Here is a 17202-nt window from a genome sequence, read left to right on the forward strand (position 1 = left end):
GCCCGGCGGTGTCAGCGGCTGCGCGGGTCGAGCGCGTCCCTGAGGCCGTCACCGAGGAGGTTGAACGCCAGCACGGTGATGAAGATCGCGAGACCGGGGACGATCATGTACTGGGGGTCGACCTCGTAGTACTTGACCGCCTGGTTGAGCATGCCGCCCCAGGACGCCTGGGGCGGCTGGATGCCGACGCCCAGGAAGCTCAGCGCCGCCTCGAAGAGGATGTTGGAGGGGATCAGCAGCGTCGAGTAGACGATGATCGGGCCCACCAGGTTCGGCAGCAGCTCCCGGAAGAGGATGAACGGGCCGCGGGCGCCCATGCCGCGGGCGGCGTCCACGAACTCCCGCTCCCGCAGCGACAGCGTCTGGGCCCGCACGATCCGGCCCATGTACGGCCAGTTGAAGAATCCGATCACGAAGATCAGGACCGAGATGTGCAGCGGCAGCCCTTCGAGCCCGAAGGCGCCGCCCTGGAGCGAGGCGGAGATGGCGATGGCGAACAGCAGCAGCGGGAAGGCCAGGAAGACGTCCATCAGCCTGCTGATCAGCGAGTCCACCCGGCCCCGGTAGAAGCCGGCCACCACGCCGAGCACGGTGCCGATGGCCACCGACAGCAGCGTCGCGCCGAACGCCACGATCAGCGAGACCCAGGAGCCCTCCAGCACCCGCGCGAACAGGTCGCGGCCGAACTTCGGGTCGACGCCGAGCGGGTGGTCCCAGCTCATGCCGCCGAAGTCGCCGCTGGGCAGCGTGGTGTTGGGGTCGATGAGGTCCCGGTTGGGGCTGTTGGGGTCCAGGCCCAGCCAGGACTGGATCGGCCGGGAGAGGGCGGCGACGAGGATCAGCAGGATGACAACGATGGCACCCGCGACCGCGACCTTGTCGCGCTTGAACCGCAGCCAGGCGATCTGCCCGAGCGAGCGGCCCACGATCTTCTTGCCCTCGACGCCTTGCAGCACCGCTTCCGGCTGCGCCTCGGCAGCCGCCCCGGTGGTCTCGATCGGTGCGGTCACGGTGCCTTTGACCCCTCTCGGCCGGCGCCGCCGGCCCATGCGCGCCGCGGTTGCGCGGCCTGGTTCACATCACTGGTGCACGAAGTACATCTGGAGCAACTGGGAGAAATCTGAAACAGCTGGAGCAACTGGTGCAGGTAGTGCGGGCGTTGCAGAAACAGGTGTTGCAGGTGTTGCCGATGGTGCGGATGTCGCGGAAGGTCACGCGACTGACGAGCGGATGGAACTCTCGTACGACTCGGACCGAAGCCCTCTGCTGCGGGAGTCTTCATCCGACTCGCGATCACTCACCAGCCCTGGCCGGGAATGGATGCGCAACTGTGATGTGAACCACGGATTTCCGTTATACGGACATCCGCCGCGACTGAGCGGGTCGCGCGGTCCGGACCAGAGGTCAACTACCGGGCGGGGCAGGCCATTTCGGGCCGGGAGGAACCGGCAGGAGCCGGACGGCACCGGCGGAAGACAGGGGAAACCGGCCGGACCGGGACGGGTGGGGCCGGCGGGGAGCGGGGCGCACGGCGGGAGCGGTACGCCCGGGGCGGTGCGCCGGGATCAGTACGGGCGCGGGTATCCGTATCCGTACGCCGGGGCCGGAGCGGGCGCGGGCACCGGGCCCGCCGCGTAGGCGTCCCGGTCGAAGAACGGCCGCGCGTTGGCCCGCATCCACATGCCGACCGGGTCGTACTCGTCGTTCATCGCGACCGTCGAGACGGGCAGCCCCTCCGGCACCGCGCCGATGGACTGCTGGATCATCAACCGCACCGAGTCCACGGCCGGCTGGCCCGTGTCGTACAGGTCCAGGCCGATGGCCAGGTACGGGGCGCCGAGGGCGGGCTGCACCCAGGCCCGGCGCAGCGAGCGCACGGCGGGCGTGCGGTGCGCGTTCTGCCCCAGCAGGGCGTAGAACTGCGGGATCTCGATGGCCGGTTCGGTGATCCGCAGCGGTCCGGCGGGCAGCCGGTCCAGACCGCCCGCGATGCGCCGCAGGTCCAGCCACGGGATGCCGACGCCGCCGCCGGGGGCGTGCGGGTTCAGCCACAGGCCCCAGCGGTCCGGGAAGAGGGTGGCCGCGATGTCGCGGCCGTAGACGACCTCGTGGGCGCGGTTCCAGCCGCTGGCGGCGAGCTCGGGGGCGGAGGTCACGCACGGCGCGTAGCCGAGCCCGTCGACCTCCATGTTGCCGTACTGCGCATCGGGCGAACCCGGCTGGCCGTGCCAGAGCAGCATCCAGACCTGGCCGGCGGCGAGCGCCTGCAGCAACGCCTCGTAGGCGTCGTACCGGCCGGGCGAGACCTGCTGCAGCATCTGCTCGACCTGCCCGGCAGCCGCTCCCTGATGCGCACCCGCGCTCACGTGGTCCGTCCCTTCTGTCGGCAGGCACGTGGGGTACGCCTGCCGGTCGCACCAACAGCTTAGAGCCTGCGTCCGGGCCCCGGTCGGATCAGCACACGCAGCTTGCGGTCACCGGACGCGGCCCGGCCGGGCGGGCGGCGGACGGGGCCCCCGCGGCGCGGATACCGGCCGCTACGCGTGCTCGCGCGAGTAGAAGGGGCGGACCCGCTCCAGCATCCAGTCGGCGACCGGGTCGCCCTGTGCGAGGTCCAGCATGACCAGTTGGACAGGCCAGGTCAGCGGGGTCCCGCCGAGGGCCCGGCCGAGCGCCCCGGTCACGGCGTCCCGTACGGCCGGATCGTGCGGCGCGACGGCCGCGGCGTCCACCTGGACGCCGACGAACAGCGCGGGCGCGTCCCCTTCGATGCTGGCCAGCGCGCGGCGCGCGGTGACCACGAAGCCGGCGGCCGAGAACTCCAGCCCGGCCGCGGCCAGGAAGTCCACCGGCTCCTCCTGCCAGTCCGGCTCGAACAGCCGGACCCGGGCGCCGCTGGGCGCGCCGGGGAGGTCGGGGCGGTCGGCCCGGCACAGTTCGGCCACCGCGTCCGGCGGCAGCGGCACGCCGACCGTGCCCTCCGGGTTGACCGCCATGCCCATCAGCGGGGGCAGTCCGCGGGCGAATTCGGCGGCCGGGGCGACGGCGTACGGCAGGTGGGGCCCGGCCACCCGCAGGAACTCCTGCTCGGAGCTGAAGACCGGCACATAGGCGGCCGATCCGATCTCGACGGTGGGCAGGTCCAGGCCCGCCCGTCCCATTCCGGCACTCTCGGGGCCGCCGCCCTTGGGCAGCGGCACCCATATCCGGCTGCGCCCGAGCACCTCGACGATGCGGGCACCCGCACCGGGCGTGCCCACCGAGGCGGCGAGCACCTCCTCCAGTTCGTTGGCGGGCCACCCCAGCTGCGGAATGCCCTGCTCCGGAAAGTCCATGTCCACCCACCCGCTTCGCCGCTCTTACTCGGTCGAAGACCCTAACGCCACCAGGCGGGCGGCGGCCTGATGCGTCCGGATGACCACCGAACGCGCGCGAGCGGTTGCGGACCGTGCACACCGCTCCGAAGGTGGCTCCAGGGTGATCTTGCCCTGCCGTTCCTACAGAAAGGCATGTCTCCTGATGGCAACGCACCGGACCGTCCCCACCCTCGTCAGCGCGGCCGCCGCCGGCGCCCTCGCGCTCGGTGCCACGGCTCCCGCGAGCGCGTCGGACGGCCCCAAGTCCCACGAGCGCAACCAGAGCGTCATCGTCGACGACATCGACCGGCTGGCGAACGCCTCGGCGGAGCTGGCCGAGAAGTCCGCCGAGGCCCGCGGCCACTCCGTGCAGGTCAGGGCCGCACGGACCCGGCTGGACTCGGTCCTGGCCGATGCCCAGCGGCTGGCGCGGATGCTGAACGAGGACTCCGACCGCGCGACGTCCGCCGACACCGTACGGCTCGGCCTGGTGACGCAGGATCTCCGCGTGAAACTCGACGAGCTGACCGGCCGTCGGGCCCCGTCGCAGGAGGAGCCCACCGACCCCGCGAGCAGGACCGGGCAGCTGACCGAGTCGGTCTCCAGGTCGGTCGTGGACATCTTCAAGATCCTGGGCGTGGACAAGCTGGTCGGCGACCTGCGGCAGCAGCCGGCCGCCGGGTCCGCCGCGCAGCCCGCCAACCGGCCGGTCCCCCAGCCGTCGGGCCAGGCGGCCGACGAGTACGAGACGGACGAGCAGCCCGCCGCCCAGCCGAAGGCGCCGACCAGCGACCCGCAGCCGCCCGCCGCCGAGGCGCCCAAGCAGCAGCCCGCCAACGAGGAGCAGCGCCCCGCCGACGCACAGCAGCAGCCCGCCGCGGAAGCGCCCCAGCAGCAGCCCGCGGAGGCCCCGCAGCAGCAGGGTGGTGCCGGCTCGCTGCTCAAATCGGTGCTGGGGCTGCCCGGAGTGCTGCTCAAGAGCCTGGGTCTCTGAATCGGCCCGGCACCTAGCGTCCGGAGGAGGCGCAGATGCGGGAGATATGCCACGGTTAGGACCGGTCTGACGGGCCGTACGGAATGTTCCGTACGGCCCGTCAGCCGTACGGCCCGTCAGCCACATGACCCGGCGCGACCTCGCACAACAGGCGTACCGTCAGAAAACCGGCATGACTCTCACTCGAAGCCGATCCGGCGCAGGGCGCCCGCCGCCGGCCGGTCCAGCAGGACGGCCGAGGTGAAGCCCGCGGGGAGCCGGGCCGCGCGGGCGCGGGCGGTCAGGCGCCGCACCGCGCGCCGGTGCCGGGCGAAGGCGTAACCGGAGACGCCCCGCCCGCGCGAGCGCTGGCCGGAGAGCGCGACCTCGGGCGGCACGTCCAGCAGCATCAGATGCAGCCCGCGCCCGCCGCGCCGCGCCTCACGCGCGAGCCAGCGGCGCACCCACGCGAGCGTGCCGCAGTCGTGCACCACCACGCTGCCGCCGGAGCGCAGCGCCCGCCGCAGCCCGAGGTAGTGGGAGGCGCGGACCAGCGGCCGGTAGAGCGCGTACGGCAGCCGGCGCAGCCTGCCGCGCTCCCAGCGCTCCCGTACGTCCTGGGAATCGACGCGGTGTACGGCGGCGCCCTGCCGGTCGAGGGCGGGCACCACCCGGAGCATGAGCGTGCTCTTGCCGCTGCCCGGCAGGCCGGAGACCACCACGATGTCCCCCGCGGCGAAGCGCAGCTCGGCCGCCTCGCGCGGGGCGCACCCGTCCCTGAGGTCGACGACCTCCGCCGCCGCGTCGCGCGCCCGGCCGGGGCGTACCACCCCGAGCGGCAGCCGCCGGGGCTCCGGGACGGCTCCCGTCGCTTCCGGGACACAGCCCGGGGGCGCGCCTCCCGGACTTGTCGCGAGTGCGGCCTGCCTGTGCACCGTGATCGCCCCTCCCGGTCCGGTGGTTCCGTCCCCTTACCCGCAGAGTGTCAAGAAAAGGTAATGCGGTTCAAGGAATTCCCACGATCAGTACAGTCCCAGGACCTGGTCGTGACACCCCGGCGAACACCGGTACGACCTTGGCTCCTGCATTCGGGGATCCCGTGCGATGATGTGCGCGCCCAGTGCGGGACCGCGCCTCAGCGTGCGCGTCGCCGTACGGGTGCCACGCTCAGCCAACTGCATACCGGCCGCTTGAATCCGCGCGGGAGAGTCCCCGGCCGCCACGGCGGGGCGCCGAAGGAGCAAGTCCTCCCTTGAATCTCTCAGGCCCCGATACCGCGCGGGCGAGGCAGATCTGAAAAGCGGGCCGCCGTGGTGTGGCTCCACCCAAGGTGCAAACCGGGACCGGTGACGGCCTTCCGGTGAACCTCTCAGGTTCCGATGACAGATGGGGAGACCGTCCTGTCACCCATGCCCGGGAGCCCCACCATGACCGAAGCCCCCCGCCGGACCGCGCTGGACGCGACCCATCGCGCGCTCGGCGCGACCATGACCGACTTCGCCGGCTGGGACATGCCGCTGCGCTACGGCAGTGAGCGTGACGAGCACGTCGCCGTCCGTACCCGCGCCGGCCTGTTCGACCTCTCGCACATGGGCGAGATCACCGTCACCGGCCCGGCCGCCGCCGACCTGCTGGACTTCTCGCTGGTCGGCAACATCGGCGGGGTGGCCGTGGGCCGCGCCCGCTACACCATGATCTGCGACGCCGACGGCGGCATCCTGGACGACCTGATCGTCTACCGCCTCGGCGAGACGGAATACATGGTCGTCGCCAACGCCTCCAACGCCCAGGTCGTGCTGGACGCGCTCACCGAGCGGGCGAGCGGCTTCGACGCCGAGGTGCGCGACGACCGGGACGCGTACGCGCTGCTGGCCGTGCAGGGGCCCGAGTCCCCCGGCATCCTCAAGGGCCTCACCGACGCGGACCTGGACGGCCTGAAGTACTACGCCGGGCTGCCCGGCACCGTCGCGGGCGTACCGGCGCTGATCGCCCGTACGGGATACACCGGTGAGGACGGCTTCGAGCTGTTCGTCCGCCCGGCGGACGCCGTCGCCCTCTGGGAGGCGCTGACCGCGGCGGGCAAGGACGCGGGCCTGGTGCCCTGCGGCCTGTCCTGCCGGGACACGCTGCGCCTGGAAGCGGGCATGCCGCTGTACGGGCACGAGCTGACCACGGACACCACCCCGTTCGACGCGGGCCTGGGCCGGGTCGTGAAGTTCGAGAAGACGACGAACGGTGGCGACTTCGTGGGCCGCGCCGCCCTGGAGGCCGCCCGGGACCGGGCCGAGGCCAATCCGCCGCGCAAGCTGGTGGGGCTGATCGCCGAGGGCCGCCGCGTGCCGCGCGCCGGGTACCCGGTCGTGGGCCCGGACGGCGCCGTGATCGGCGAGGTCACCTCCGGTGCCCCCTCCCCCACCCTCGGCAAGCCGGTCGCCATGGCGTACGTGGACGCCGCGCACGCCACGCCCGGCACCACCGGTGTCGCGGTGGACATCCGCGGGACCCACGAGCCGTACGAGGTCGTGGCGCTGCCCTTCTACAAGCGCCAGAAGTGACGCGCGTACCTCCGCCCCGGACGCACCCGCGTCTCACCTGTCAAGACCCCTGCACCGAGCACGCCACCGTATCCAGGAGAATCAAGACATGAACAACCCCCAGCAGCTGCGCTACAGCAAGGAGCACGAGTGGCTGTCGGCCGCCGAGGAGGGCGTCTCGGCGATCGGCATCACCGAGCACGCCGCCAACGCGCTCGGCGACGTCGTCTTCGTGCAGCTTCCGGAGGTCGGTGCCACGGTCACGGCGGGCGAGACCTGCGGTGAGCTGGAGTCGACCAAGTCCGTCAGCGATCTCTACTCCCCCATCGACGGCGAGGTCACGGAGATCAACGAGGACGTGGTGAGCGATCCCTCGCTGGTGAACACCGCCCCCTTCGAGGGCGGCTGGCTGTTCAAGGTGAAGGTCAGCGGCGAGCCGGACGACCTGCTCTCGGCCGACGAGTACACCGCCTTCACCGGCTGACCCGCCCACCCGCCGCCTGGCGGGGCCGTGCGCCCCGCGAACCCCAGGAAGAGTCATGTCGCTTCTGAACAGCTCCCTCCACGAGCTCGACCCGGACGTCGCCGCCGCCGTCGACGCCGAGCTCCACCGTCAGCAGTCCACCCTCGAAATGATCGCGTCGGAGAACTTCGCCCCGGCCGCCGTCATGGAGGCCCAGGGCTCGGTCCTCACCAACAAGTACGCCGAGGGCTACCCGGGCCGCCGCTACTACGGCGGCTGCGAGCACGTCGACGTGGTCGAGCGGATCGCCATCGACCGCATCAAGGCGCTCTTCGGCGCCGAGGCCGCCAACGTGCAGCCGCACTCCGGCGCGCAGGCCAACGCCGCCGCGATGTTCGCGCTGCTCAAGCCGGGCGACACGATCATGGGTCTGAACCTCGCGCACGGCGGGCACCTGACCCACGGCATGAAGATCAACTTCTCCGGCAAGCTCTACAACGTGGTGCCCTACCACGTCGACGAGGAGTCCGGTCAGGTCGACATGGGCGAGGTCGAGCGCCTGGCCAAGGAGACCCGTCCGCAGCTCATCGTGGCCGGCTGGTCGGCGTACCCGCGTCAGCTCGACTTCGCGGCGTTCCGCCGGATCGCCGACGAGGTCGGCGCGTACCTGATGGTCGACATGGCGCACTTCGCCGGTCTGGTCGCGGCCGGGCTGCACCCCAACCCGGTGCCGCACGCCCACGTCGTGACCACCACCACGCACAAGACCCTCGGCGGTCCGCGCGGCGGCGTGATCCTGTCCACCCAGGAGCTCGCCAAGAAGATCAACTCGGCGGTCTTCCCCGGTCAGCAGGGCGGCCCGCTGGAGCACGTGATCGCGGCGAAGGCGGTGTCCTTCAAGGTCGCGGCGAGCGAGGAGTTCAAGGAGCGCCAGCAGCGCACGCTGGACGGCGCCCGCATCCTCGCCGAGCGCCTGACGCAGTCCGACGTGACCGGGGCGGGCGTCTCGGTGCTGTCCGGCGGCACCGACGTGCACCTGGTCCTGGTGGACCTGCGCAACAGCGAGCTGGACGGCCAGCAGGCCGAGGACCGTCTCCACGAGGTCGGCATCACGGTCAACCGCAACGCCGTCCCGAACGACCCGCGGCCCCCGATGGTCACCTCCGGTCTGCGGATCGGCACCCCGGCGCTGGCCACCCGCGGCTTCCAGGCGGAGGACTTCCGCGAGGTCGCCGACATCATCGCCGAGGCGCTGAAGCCGTCGTACGACGCGGAGGCGCTCAAGGCCCGGGTGACCACGCTGGCGGGCAAGCACCCGCTGTACCCGTCCCTGTGAGCCGCTCGCGGCGATCGCTGTGACACCCGCCACTCGACCGCCGGTGGCGCGCCCCCGTGGCGCGTCCGCGGCGCACGTGTGACGCGTTTCATGAAGTACACCCCGCGGGGTGCCGCCGAGGCGGTGCCCGCGGGGTGAACAGGCCGTACGCCCGGGGGCGTTGACCCCGGGCGTACGGCTTTTCCGTCCGCCTTACGGTGATTTTGCGCCACATAGGCTGAGAACCGGCCCCGCAATGGCGCGGGGCCCTTCGTACCACAGCAGGGCCGGGCCCCTCGGGCCACAGCAGGACGGAACACGCACGGCAATGGACATGAGCGCGGGCAACCGCACGGGGATCGGCCTCTTCGCCCTCATCATGATCGGCATCGGCTCGATCTTCGGCTCCGGGTGGCTCTTCGGGGCCGGCGCGGCCGCCCAGGTGGCCGGGCCCGCGGCGCTGGTGGCCTGGGTCATCGGCGCGGTCTTCATCGGCATGATCGCGATGTGCTACGCGGAGGTCGGCTCCGCGTACCCGATCCCCGGCGGCATGGCCCGCTACGGCCACCTCTCGCACGGGCCCGTGCTCGGCTTCCTCACCGGCTGGGCGGTGTGGATCGCGACCGCCTCGCTGATCCCGATCGAGTCCATCGCCGCCACCCAGTACATGTCGTCCTGGAGCTACGGGTGGGCCCGTGACCTGGTCGATCCGGCCAACGGCCATCTGACGGCCTCGGGCCTGGGCGTGGCGCTGCTGCTGACCTTCGCGCTGTGGCTGACCTGCTACTGGTCGGTCCAGCTGCTGGCCCGCGCGAACACCGTGCTGACCCTGGTGAAGTTCGCCATCCCGGTGATCGCGGTGGCCGCGCTGATCGCCTCCGGCTTCCACACCTCGAACTTCTCCGCGCACGGCGGCTTCGCCCCGTACGGCTGGCCGGCCGTGCTGACCGCCGTGACCACCTGCGGCGTGGTCTTCGCCTTCAACGGCTTCCAGGCCGTGATCAACCTCGGCGGGGCGGCGAAGAACCCCGGCCGGGCGATCCCCGTCGCGCTGGTCGGCGCGCTCTCGCTGGGCCTGGTGATCTACCTCGCCCTGCAGACCGCGTTCCTCGGCGCCGTACCGCCGGAACAGCTCGCGCAGAGCGGCGGCTGGCACGGCGTGGACTTCAGCTCGCCCTTCGCCGACCTGGCCAAGGTGCTGATGCTGCACTGGGTCGTCACGCTGCTCCAGTTCGGCGCCTTCATCTCGCCGGCCGGCTCCAACATCGCCAACGTCGCGTCGGCCGCGTACATGGTCCAGAACCTCGCCGAGACCGGCTTCTTCCCCCGCAAGCTCGCCGCCGTGCACCCCCGGTACGGGACCGCCCGCCCCGCGATGTGGCTCAACCTCGGCTTCTCGGTGCTGCTGCTGGTCACCGTCGGCCACAGCTGGCACGCGCTGGCCAGTGTGATCTCGGCCGCCATGGTCATCTCGTATCTGATCGGCCCGATCGCGGTGGGCGTCTTCCGCCGCACCAGGCCGGATCTGCCGCGCCCGTTCCGGCTGCCCGCCGCGGGCGTCCTCGCCCCGCTGACCTTCGCCTTCGCGGCCTGCGCCCTGTACTGGTCGAAGTGGCCGGACACCGGCAAGGTCGCGCTGCTGACCGTGGTGGCCGCGCCGGTGGCGGCGGTGGTGCTGCGGCGGCGCGGCGTGCGCGGCCTGCACCGGCAGTTCGCGCCCGCGTGGTGGCTCGTCGGCTTCCTGGCCTGGATGTCCCTGCTGTCCGCGCTGGGCAGCCCGGACTTCGGCGGCCACGGTGTGCTGCCCGGCGGCGTGGACATCGCGCTGGTGGCGCTCTCCGCCGTCGCCTTCTACTTCTGGGCCGTACGGGCCGGGGTGCACGCCCACCGGGTGGGCCTGACGGGTTCCGGACCGGGACCCGGCGGCCCGGCCGGTTCCGGACCGGTACTCGACGGCCGGACCGCCTCCCCTGCGTCTTCCGTAGTTGCCCCGGAGGACAGCCGTCCGACGGCCTCCGTCTGAGAGTCTGTCCGCCGTCCGGGTTAGGCTCGACAGTCGGCGCAGAAACGTACCTTCCGTTTCGTCCGCCCCAAATCTCTATTTGCTCCACCGTCCACCACGAGCAGACAAGGGAGTCCGCCACCGTGGCCATCTCCGTCTTCGACCTCTTCTCCATCGGCATCGGCCCGTCCAGCTCCCACACGGTCGGTCCGATGCGCGCCGCCCGCATGTTCGTCGGGCGCCTCAAGAAGGACGGTCTGCTCGCGCAGACGACGGCGGTACGGGCCGAGCTCTTCGGCTCGCTCGGCGCCACCGGCCACGGCCACGGCACGCCCAAGGCCGTCCTGCTCGGCCTTGAGGGCCACTCCCCGCGCACCGTGGACGTCGAGACCGCCGACGACGAGGTCGAGCGGATCCGCAAGAGCGGCAAGCTGCGGCTGCTCGGCGCGGAGATAGGCAGCGACCACGAGATCGACTTCGACGAGTCGACCGAGCTGATCCTGCACCGCCGCCGCTCCCTGCCGTACCACGCCAACGGCATGACGCTCTTCGCCTACGACGCGGCCGGCGCCCCGCTCCTGGAGAAGACCTACTACTCCGTCGGCGGCGGCTTCGTGGTGGACGAGGACGCGGTCGGCGAGGACCGCATCAAGCTCGACGACACGGTCCTGAAGTACCCCTTCCGCACCGGCGACGAGCTGCTGCGCCTCTCCCGCGAGACCGGCCTGTCCATCTCCTCCCTCATGCTGGAGAACGAGAAGGCCTGGCGTACGGAGGACGAGATCCGCGCCGGTCTCCTGGAGATCTGGCAGGTCATGCAGTCGTGCGTGTCCCGCGGCATGTCCCGCGAGGGCATCCTGCCCGGCGGCCTGAAGGTCCGCCGCCGCGCCGCCAACGGCGCCCGCGCGCTGCGCGCCGAGGGCAGCCCCGAGGCGCACGCGATGGAGTGGACCACCCTCTACGCCATGGCCGTCAACGAGGAGAACGCGGCCGGCGGCCGGGTCGTCACCGCCCCCACCAACGGCGCCGCCGGCATCATCCCCGCCGTCCTCCACTACTACGTCAACTTCGTCCCCGGCGCCGACGAGGACGGCGTGATCCGCTTCCTGCTGGCCGCCTCCGCCATCGGCATGCTCTTCAAGGAGAACGCCTCCATCTCCGGCGCCGAGGTCGGCTGCCAGGGCGAGGTCGGCTCGGCCTGCTCGATGGCCGCCGGCGGCCTCGCCGAGGTCCTCGGCGGCACCCCCGAGCAGGTGGAGAACGCCGCCGAGATCGGCATGGAACACAACCTGGGCCTGACCTGCGACCCCGTCGGCGGCCTCGTCCAGATCCCGTGCATCGAACGCAACGGCATGGCCGCGGTCAAGGCCGTCACCGCCGCCCGCATGGCCCTGCGCGGCGACGGCCGCCACCACGTCTCCCTCGACAAGGTCATCAAGACGATGAAGGACACGGGGGCGGACATGAGCGTGAAGTACAAGGAGACGGCTCGGGGCGGGCTGGCTGTGAACATCATCGAGTGCTGAGTGCCCTTCGGGCCGGGGGCCGGGGAGCTGCGCCCACGGGGACGCGCGTGGTGCGCGGTCGGCCCGGCGGTGGGGGCTCGGGGCCCGGACCAAGGGCAGTCGGTACCGGTGGGATGCGGGGTCCGGGCGGCCCCGCTGACCGGAAGAGTGCTGCAAGGCCGGGCTCCGTCTCGCTTTACGAGGGCACCATCGCGGCCCTCAAGGCGCATACCGGCAAACGCAGTATGTTCGCCTACGTGGAGTCCCTCATCCAGCGCCGGCTCGAACGTGACCGGCGCTCTCGTCCTGGACTGTGAGGGCCTGTCCGCGCTCGTCGGCACTTACGCGCAGGCCTTCCCCACCTCCCGCAGGAACGTCCGCCAGTCGGATATTCGCCGACCAGGTATCGCGTTCTTCAGTGTGAGGCGCAGGGTCGTATGGAGGCGCTCCGGTGAGCGCATGATCGCCTCGTTGCGGCGGGCCAGGCGGATCAGTTCTGCGGGGGTCGGCATGCGGTCGCTCTTCTCGCCGTTGCACTTCGCGTGGGCGACGGCCAGGTTCCACAGGCTGTCCAGGTCGGGGCCGTGCCAGCCGTTGACGCCGGCGTAACGGCGCATGAGAGCGTGCGGGAAGACGTGGTCGACGGCGGGGCGGTCGCCGTCCAGCGACTCGTCGCAGATGTGGCAGCGCCCGTGCTGGAACCCGGCCACGGCCCCGGCGACACCGGTGACCGGGCGGCGCCGGTGCCGTTCCGTGATGTACAGGGTGTCCCGGTCCACATGGACGCCCTCCTTGAGCAGGCTGCGGCCTATGCCGGTCGCGAAGCTGCTCTCCACGATGCTCCAGCGGGCGTCCAGCTCAGTGCGGAGTCCTTCGCGCTCGTACGAACGAGCCACCCGGCCCAGGGCGGAGCTGAGCCGGACCGTGCGGTGGCGTCCGCGGCCGACGACCTCGTAGAAGCTGTGCGGCACCGGGCTGCCGCCGTGGTTGTGGAACTTCTCCATGACCATTCCCGGCATCGACCGCTCCGCGGCGTCCAGCAGCCGGTCGGTGGGACGGCCGAGCCGACGGGATTCCGCGCTCTCCTGTGCCGCTACGGTCAGGAAGTCCGTCGCGCCGAGCCCGGCCTCGCTCCCCGGCGCCTGGGGAGCCTGGCGTTCCAGTATGGCCATCGCGTACGGGGCGGCGAGGTCGCGCAGGGGGATTTCCGTGTGGCCCTGGGACGCGCGCTGGAGCAGGGCGTCGCCGAGGGCGAACTTGTACGTTCGGGCGTTGCGCCCCATCAGGATCACCAGCCGCCAGGAAGCGCGGGCGGACGGGGCGATGGCGTAGAAGTCGTCGGTGGTCACGGGCGTTCCTTCTCGAAAGTGAGGGTGCTCCAGTGGACGTGGTCGCGGGCCAGGTGGTCGGCGGCCTGCGTGTGTTGGAGGGGGCGGAGGCCGTGTTGTGCGGCGAGGACGACCGTTTCGTGGGCGGGGATGTCGTACAGCTGCCGGCCCTCGGGGGGCGGGCCGTGGCGCAGGGTGAGGAAGAGGCGGCCGCCGGGGGCCAGGAGGTCGTGAAGGCGGCGCATGGCCGGTGGGCGGGACGGTTCGGGCAGGTGCATCCAGACGGCGGAGAGGAGGATCGCGTCGAGACGGCCCGCTTCGGCGGCGAGGCGGGGCAGGCCGGGGAGGGCGTCCGACAGCCAGTGGATCGAGGGGGACGGGTGCAGGCGGCGGGCGAGCGCGCGTAGTTCGGGGACGGGTTCGACGGCCAGGACGGTGTGGCCCCGGGCAGCCAGTGCGGCGGCGTCGCGGCCGGTGCCCGCGCCGATGTCGGCGATGCGGGCCGAAGGCGGGGGCAGCAGGGGGAGGAAGTCCTGGTGCACGGTGTCGAAGGCGAGGCTTTCGTACCGGTCGGCCAGGGCGGCGGCGTGCTGGGCGTAGTACGGCTGGACAGGCGGGACGGATGAGGCGGGTGGGCTGGGTTCGGCTTGCGGGCCCCCGTTCGGTTCGGTCATGGGCGTAGCCTAGGGGCCGGCACTGACAAGATCGTTTACTTGCCTATCTCCCAGGCGAACGGCGGGAGTTCGCGGGCGCGCAGATAGACGTCCATGGCGCTGCCCGCCGGGACGAACGGATGGACGCGGGCGCCCTCCAGGCCGGCCAGCAGGCGGGCGCAGTGGTGGACGCAGCCCGCGACCTCGCGGCCGTGCCGGTCGACGATCGTCACCGCGTCGTGCGGCCCTTGGCACGGGGTCGGGTCGGCGGGTGGTGCGGCGGGGCAACGGGGCGGGGTGTGGTCGTGCCGGCGTTCCATGGAGGGCCTCCCTCGGGCGGGCGGTGCGCACGCCGGCACCACCGAATGTCCGGAGTTCACGGGGGTGTTGCTCGCGCCCGTACCGGTCCATGCCCGGCTTGGTGAAGACGTGGGGAGGCCGTGGGTCGTTCAAGGGTCAATGTGTGGCTTCGGGGGCGGCCGAGGGAGGGGAGGCGGGTGGGAACGGCAGGGTGCCTCGCCTCACGAGGTGCAGGGCACAGGAGAGCCAGGCCGTGGCCAGGAGCCAGCCCGCGAGGACGTCGCCGGGCCAGTGCACGCCCAGGTAGACGCGGGTGGCGCCGACCGTGACGGCCCATACCGCGAGCAGCGTGCAGGCCAGGCGGCGGACGACCACGCCGTGGAGGCGCGTCAGTACGGCCCGGGCGAGCAGGCCGGCCACGAGGACGGACGTCGTGGAGTGGCCCGAGGGGAACGAGTGGCCGGTGGCCCGGGCGATCCAGTCCGCCTCGGAGGGGCGCGGGCGGGCGATGAGTTCCATCAGGGCGTAGCGGACCGCCTGGCCGAGGAGGAGTACGCAGAGCGCGACGACGGCGGCGCGCAGCCGCTCGTGCGCGTTCCGGCCGGCCAGCGCGCCCGCGAGCAGGGCCAGTCCGTACGGGACGGGACCGGAACCGGTGGCCGTGACCACGACGGCGACCGTGCCCGCCGCGTCCGGGCGGTGGGCCACCGACCAGGTGTGGGCGGCCCGTTCCGGGCCGAGTGGGGCCCAGCCGTGTACGGCGAGGAGCGCGGCGGTGGCGGCGAAAAGCAGGATGCAGGCGGCGGAGACGAGGAGCGGGCGGGAGACGCCGGGCCGTTCCGAGGCCGTCGGCAGGGGGTGCGGGCCGGAGGGGTCGTCCTCGGTGGGGCGTGCGGCGTGCTTCATCCGATGAGTCTGCCAAGGATCGGGAGGAATGCGCTTTCGGCCGCGGTGTGCGGGCGGCCGAAACATGGCGGTGCGCGGTCTGGCCGAACCCGGGTAGTTCTCTGGCCGGTCCGTTTCGCCTGCCTGGCCGGACCGCGTAACCCCTCCCCCGTATTCGGCGTTCCTACACCTACGTATCGCTACCGTTATGACAGCCGGTCACCAATGATCGAAGAACGTCACGCACGGGCGTAGCGGCACCAACAACGCGTTGATCAGCGGAAATTGGCCTCAGGCATCTGGCGCAGGATGCCGTGGACATGTTGAACTGCTGATAAGAACAGGTGACGCATCGTAATCGATCGTTTTCGGTCGGGCAGGAGGCCGCTCATGCTGCACGGCGTCGACGTCAGCTCGCACAACCCCTCGTATTCGGCGACCGGTCTGGACTTCGTCATCATCAAGGCGACGGAAGGCCGCTCGTACGTCAACCCGCACCAGAACGCGCAGGCGGACAAGGCCCGCAAGGCAGGCTGCGTGGTGGGCTTCTACCACTTCCTGTGGCCGGGCAACATCGCGGCGCAGGCCCAGTACTTCGTCGACAAGTGCGCATCCGTGGAGGGGGATCTGCTGGCGGCGGACTGGGAGCGCACCGGCGGCGGCACCTACGCGAGCAACGCGCAGAAGGACCAGTTCCTCAGGGAGGTCAAGCGGCTGCGGCCCACGCACCGCGTGATCCTCTACTGCAACCGCGACTTCTGGATCAACCACGACACGACGTCCTACGCCGGTGACGGTCTGTGGATCGCCGACTACGTCTCGGCCGGGCGCCCGCGCATCAAGGCCGACTGGACCTTCCACCAGTACACGGACCGGCCGCTGGACAAGGACGTGGGCGACTTCGCGGACCGGGCCGCCCTGAAGGCGTGGGCGGCTCCGTCATAGAGTCTTGGGTGTCCGCACCAGCACCGCGCGCACCGCGCCCCTCGCCCGAAGGAGCAGCCGTGACCGACCCGGCGTCCACGTCCCAGCAGCAGGAGATCGCCCGGGACCTCCAGGTGTCCGCGTCGTTCGACGTCCAGGCGGAGATCGAACGCCGGGTGGCGTTCCTCGCGGAGCGGCTGACGGCCACGGGCCTGCGCGCGCTGGTCCTGGGCATCAGCGGCGGCGTGGACTCCACCACCGCCGGCCGGCTCTGCCAGCTGGCGGTCGAGCGGGCCCGCGCCGCCGGGCACGAGGCGACGTTCTACGCGATGCGGCTGCCGTACGGCGTCCAGGCCGACGAGCACGACGCGCAGCTCGCGCTGGAGTTCATCAAGGCGGACCGGCTGCTGACCGTCGACATCCGCCCGGCCAGCGACGCCGCGCTGGAGGCGGCGCTGGCCGGCGGGGTCACCTTCCGTGACGAGCGTCACCAGGACTTCGTCCAGGGCAACATCAAGGCGCGGCAGCGGATGATCGCGCAGTACGCGGTGGCGGGCGCGCAGGACGGCCTGGTCGTCGGCACCGACCACGCCGCCGAGGCGGTCTCCGGCTTCTTCACCAAGTACGGCGACGGCGCGGCGGACGTGGTGCCGCTCACCGGCCTGACCAAGCGCCGGGTCCGGGCCGTCGCGGAGGCGCTGGGCGCCCCGGCCGAGCTGGTCTGGAAGGTGCCGACCGCCGACCTGGAGACGCTGGACCCGGGCAAGCCGGACGAGGACGCCCTCGGCGTCACGTACGACCAGATCGACGACTTCCTCGAAGGCAAGCCGGTGGGCGAGGAGGCGTACGAGGCGATCGTCCGCCGCTACCACGCCACGGCGCACAAGCGGGAGCTGCCGATCGCGCCCTGACCGGCTCCGGCCGCCGGGCCCCGGTCGGCTTCCCGACGGTGCGGGCCGCTCCT

The 17202-nt window shown here is 72.0% G+C and carries 16 protein-coding genes and 2 riboswitches; of the genes, 8 read left to right on the forward strand and 8 right to left on the reverse strand.

From position 1 onward, the window contains the following. Positions 1–11: 11 nt before the first annotated feature. The 3 genes from IH45_RS0126420 to IH45_RS0126430 form a co-directional block, all read right to left on the reverse strand. Positions 12–1010: an ABC transporter permease gene (locus IH45_RS0126420; RefSeq protein ID WP_030673409.1), complete on the reverse strand. Its 999-nt coding sequence runs from the start codon at positions 1008–1010 to the stop codon at positions 12–14. A 555-nt stretch (positions 1011–1565) separates the two neighbouring features. After that, complete coding sequence (locus tag IH45_RS0126425; protein ID WP_030673412.1) at positions 1566–2366, reverse strand: enhanced serine sensitivity protein SseB C-terminal domain-containing protein; 801 nt, start codon at positions 2364–2366, stop codon at positions 1566–1568. A 171-nt stretch (positions 2367–2537) separates the two neighbouring features. Next, positions 2538–3335: an enhanced serine sensitivity protein SseB gene (locus IH45_RS0126430; RefSeq protein ID WP_030673416.1), complete on the reverse strand. Its 798-nt coding sequence runs from the start codon at positions 3333–3335 to the stop codon at positions 2538–2540. Positions 3336–3519: 184 nt separating this feature from the next. On the opposite strand from IH45_RS0126430, the gene IH45_RS0126435 reads away from it, so the two are divergent. Further along, positions 3520–4350: a hypothetical protein gene (locus IH45_RS0126435; protein ID WP_030673419.1), complete on the forward strand. Its 831-nt coding sequence runs from the start codon at positions 3520–3522 to the stop codon at positions 4348–4350. 179 nt (positions 4351–4529) lie between these two features. Here the strand turns inward: IH45_RS0126435 and IH45_RS0126440 are convergent, their stop codons facing one another. Continuing rightward, the gene (locus IH45_RS0126440) at positions 4530–5264 is read right to left on the reverse strand and encodes an AAA family ATPase (RefSeq protein ID WP_030673422.1); all 735 of its coding nucleotides are present in this window, start codon (positions 5262–5264) and stop codon (positions 4530–4532) included. Positions 5265–5520: 256 nt separating this feature from the next. Beyond that, positions 5521–5616, forward strand: a riboswitch (glycine riboswitch). Beyond that, positions 5617–5725, forward strand: a riboswitch (glycine riboswitch). A 31-nt stretch (positions 5726–5756) separates the two neighbouring features. On the opposite strand from IH45_RS0126440, the gene gcvT reads away from it, so the two are divergent. From gcvT to IH45_RS0126465, 5 genes are all read left to right on the forward strand, one after another. Continuing rightward, positions 5757–6884 (forward strand): glycine cleavage system aminomethyltransferase GcvT, encoded by a 1128-nt coding sequence (gene gcvT, locus IH45_RS0126445; protein WP_030673426.1) that lies wholly within the window; start codon positions 5757–5759, stop codon positions 6882–6884. Between the two features lie 88 nt (positions 6885–6972). Then, positions 6973–7347 carry a glycine cleavage system protein GcvH gene (gene gcvH, locus IH45_RS0126450; protein ID WP_030673429.1) on the forward strand — a complete coding sequence of 125 codons (375 nt, stop codon included), beginning with the start codon at positions 6973–6975 and terminating at the stop codon, positions 7345–7347. A gap of 55 nt (positions 7348–7402) precedes the next feature. Continuing rightward, positions 7403–8662, forward strand: coding sequence for a serine hydroxymethyltransferase (gene glyA, locus IH45_RS0126455; RefSeq protein WP_030673432.1), 1260 nt, complete (start codon positions 7403–7405; stop codon positions 8660–8662). Positions 8663–8969: 307 nt separating this feature from the next. Next, positions 8970–10664: an APC family permease gene (locus tag IH45_RS0126460; RefSeq protein WP_030673435.1), complete on the forward strand. Its 1695-nt coding sequence runs from the start codon at positions 8970–8972 to the stop codon at positions 10662–10664. A gap of 122 nt (positions 10665–10786) precedes the next feature. Beyond that, positions 10787–12169, forward strand: a complete 1383-nt coding sequence (locus IH45_RS0126465; RefSeq protein ID WP_030673438.1) for an L-serine ammonia-lyase — start codon at positions 10787–10789, stop codon at positions 12167–12169. Positions 12170–12489: 320 nt separating this feature from the next. On the opposite strand, the gene IH45_RS0126470 is transcribed toward IH45_RS0126465, so the two are convergent. From IH45_RS0126470 to IH45_RS0126485, 4 genes are all read right to left on the reverse strand, one after another. Beyond that, positions 12490–13497 carry an HNH endonuclease gene (locus IH45_RS0126470; protein ID WP_030673441.1) on the reverse strand — a complete coding sequence of 336 codons (1008 nt, stop codon included), beginning with the start codon at positions 13495–13497 and terminating at the stop codon, positions 12490–12492. Next, positions 13494–14150, reverse strand: a complete 657-nt coding sequence (locus tag IH45_RS0126475; protein ID WP_234440684.1) for a class I SAM-dependent methyltransferase — start codon at positions 14148–14150, stop codon at positions 13494–13496. The genes IH45_RS0126470 and IH45_RS0126475 overlap by 4 nt, the downstream gene beginning before the upstream one ends. 35 nt (positions 14151–14185) lie before the next feature. After that, positions 14186–14449 carry a hypothetical protein gene (locus IH45_RS0126480; protein WP_030673447.1) on the reverse strand — a complete coding sequence of 88 codons (264 nt, stop codon included), beginning with the start codon at positions 14447–14449 and terminating at the stop codon, positions 14186–14188. 136 nt (positions 14450–14585) lie between these two features. After that, the gene (locus IH45_RS0126485) at positions 14586–15335 is read right to left on the reverse strand and encodes a phosphatase PAP2 family protein (protein ID WP_030673450.1); all 750 of its coding nucleotides are present in this window, start codon (positions 15333–15335) and stop codon (positions 14586–14588) included. Between the two features lie 369 nt (positions 15336–15704). On the opposite strand from IH45_RS0126485, the gene IH45_RS0126490 reads away from it, so the two are divergent. Then, positions 15705–16259 carry a GH25 family lysozyme gene (locus tag IH45_RS0126490; RefSeq protein ID WP_030673453.1) on the forward strand — a complete coding sequence of 185 codons (555 nt, stop codon included), beginning with the start codon at positions 15705–15707 and terminating at the stop codon, positions 16257–16259. 59 nt (positions 16260–16318) lie between these two features. Continuing rightward, a complete protein-coding gene (gene nadE, locus IH45_RS0126495; RefSeq protein WP_030673457.1) occupies positions 16319–17149 on the forward strand; it encodes an ammonia-dependent NAD(+) synthetase in 831 nt (276 codons plus the stop codon). Positions 17150–17202: the final 53 nt, after the last annotated feature.

The organism is Streptomyces rimosus subsp. rimosus (assembly GCF_000720725.1).
GTDB lineage: Bacteria > Actinomycetota > Actinomycetes > Streptomycetales > Streptomycetaceae > Streptomyces > Streptomyces rimosus_A.

Excerpts from the sequence above, each read along its gene's own strand:
- IH45_RS0126430 (WP_030673416.1), bottom strand. The coding sequence starts at position 3,335 with ATGGACTTTCCGGAGCAGGGCATTCCGCAGCTGGGGTGGCCCGCCAAC.
- IH45_RS0126435 (WP_030673419.1), top strand. The coding sequence starts at position 3,520 with ATGGCAACGCACCGGACCGTCCCCACCCTCGTCAGCGCGGCCGCCGCC.
- gcvT (WP_030673426.1), top strand. The coding sequence starts at position 5,757 with ATGACCGAAGCCCCCCGCCGGACCGCGCTGGACGCGACCCATCGCGCG.
- gcvH (WP_030673429.1), top strand. The coding sequence starts at position 6,973 with ATGAACAACCCCCAGCAGCTGCGCTACAGCAAGGAGCACGAGTGGCTG.
- glyA (WP_030673432.1), top strand. The coding sequence starts at position 7,403 with ATGTCGCTTCTGAACAGCTCCCTCCACGAGCTCGACCCGGACGTCGCC.
- IH45_RS0126460 (WP_030673435.1), top strand. The coding sequence starts at position 8,970 with ATGGACATGAGCGCGGGCAACCGCACGGGGATCGGCCTCTTCGCCCTC.
- IH45_RS0126475 (WP_234440684.1), bottom strand. The coding sequence starts at position 14,150 with ATGACCGAACCGAACGGGGGCCCGCAAGCCGAACCCAGCCCACCCGCC.
- IH45_RS0126480 (WP_030673447.1), bottom strand. The coding sequence starts at position 14,449 with ATGGAACGCCGGCACGACCACACCCCGCCCCGTTGCCCCGCCGCACCA.
- IH45_RS0126485 (WP_030673450.1), bottom strand. The coding sequence starts at position 15,335 with ATGAAGCACGCCGCACGCCCCACCGAGGACGACCCCTCCGGCCCGCAC.
- IH45_RS0126490 (WP_030673453.1), top strand. The coding sequence starts at position 15,705 with ATGCTGCACGGCGTCGACGTCAGCTCGCACAACCCCTCGTATTCGGCG.